General features: G+C 62.4%; 1 pseudogene. It reads left to right on the top strand.

The window, feature by feature from the left end:
• Nucleotides 1-314, top strand: a pseudogene (locus HK26_RS13685) (hypothetical protein); the annotation flags it as partial.

Here is a 314-nt window from a genome sequence, read left to right on the forward strand (position 1 = left end):
CGGGTTTTTAGCCTGCACCGCACCAACCTCATGCCCTCGGCTGTGCTGGCGGTTTCTGCCAGTCTGGCAGGGGCTCCTGTGTGGCAGGGGCAGGCACGCGGTTGCGCCAATGGCCAGATCCTCTGTGTCGCTCCCGCCGTGGTACAGGCGGACACAGTCACACTGACCCTGACAGATACCGACAATACGGATGGGTTTTTATCCATCCCGCAGGCTTATGCCGGGCCGATATGGCAGCCTGTGCGTAACTACAGCACGGAAAGCAGCGTGGGCCGCACCCTTGGCTCGGACAGCGTGACAACCCTGAGTGGTGG

The organism is Acetobacter okinawensis (assembly GCF_002153655.1).
GTDB lineage: Bacteria > Pseudomonadota > Alphaproteobacteria > Acetobacterales > Acetobacteraceae > Acetobacter > Acetobacter okinawensis_A.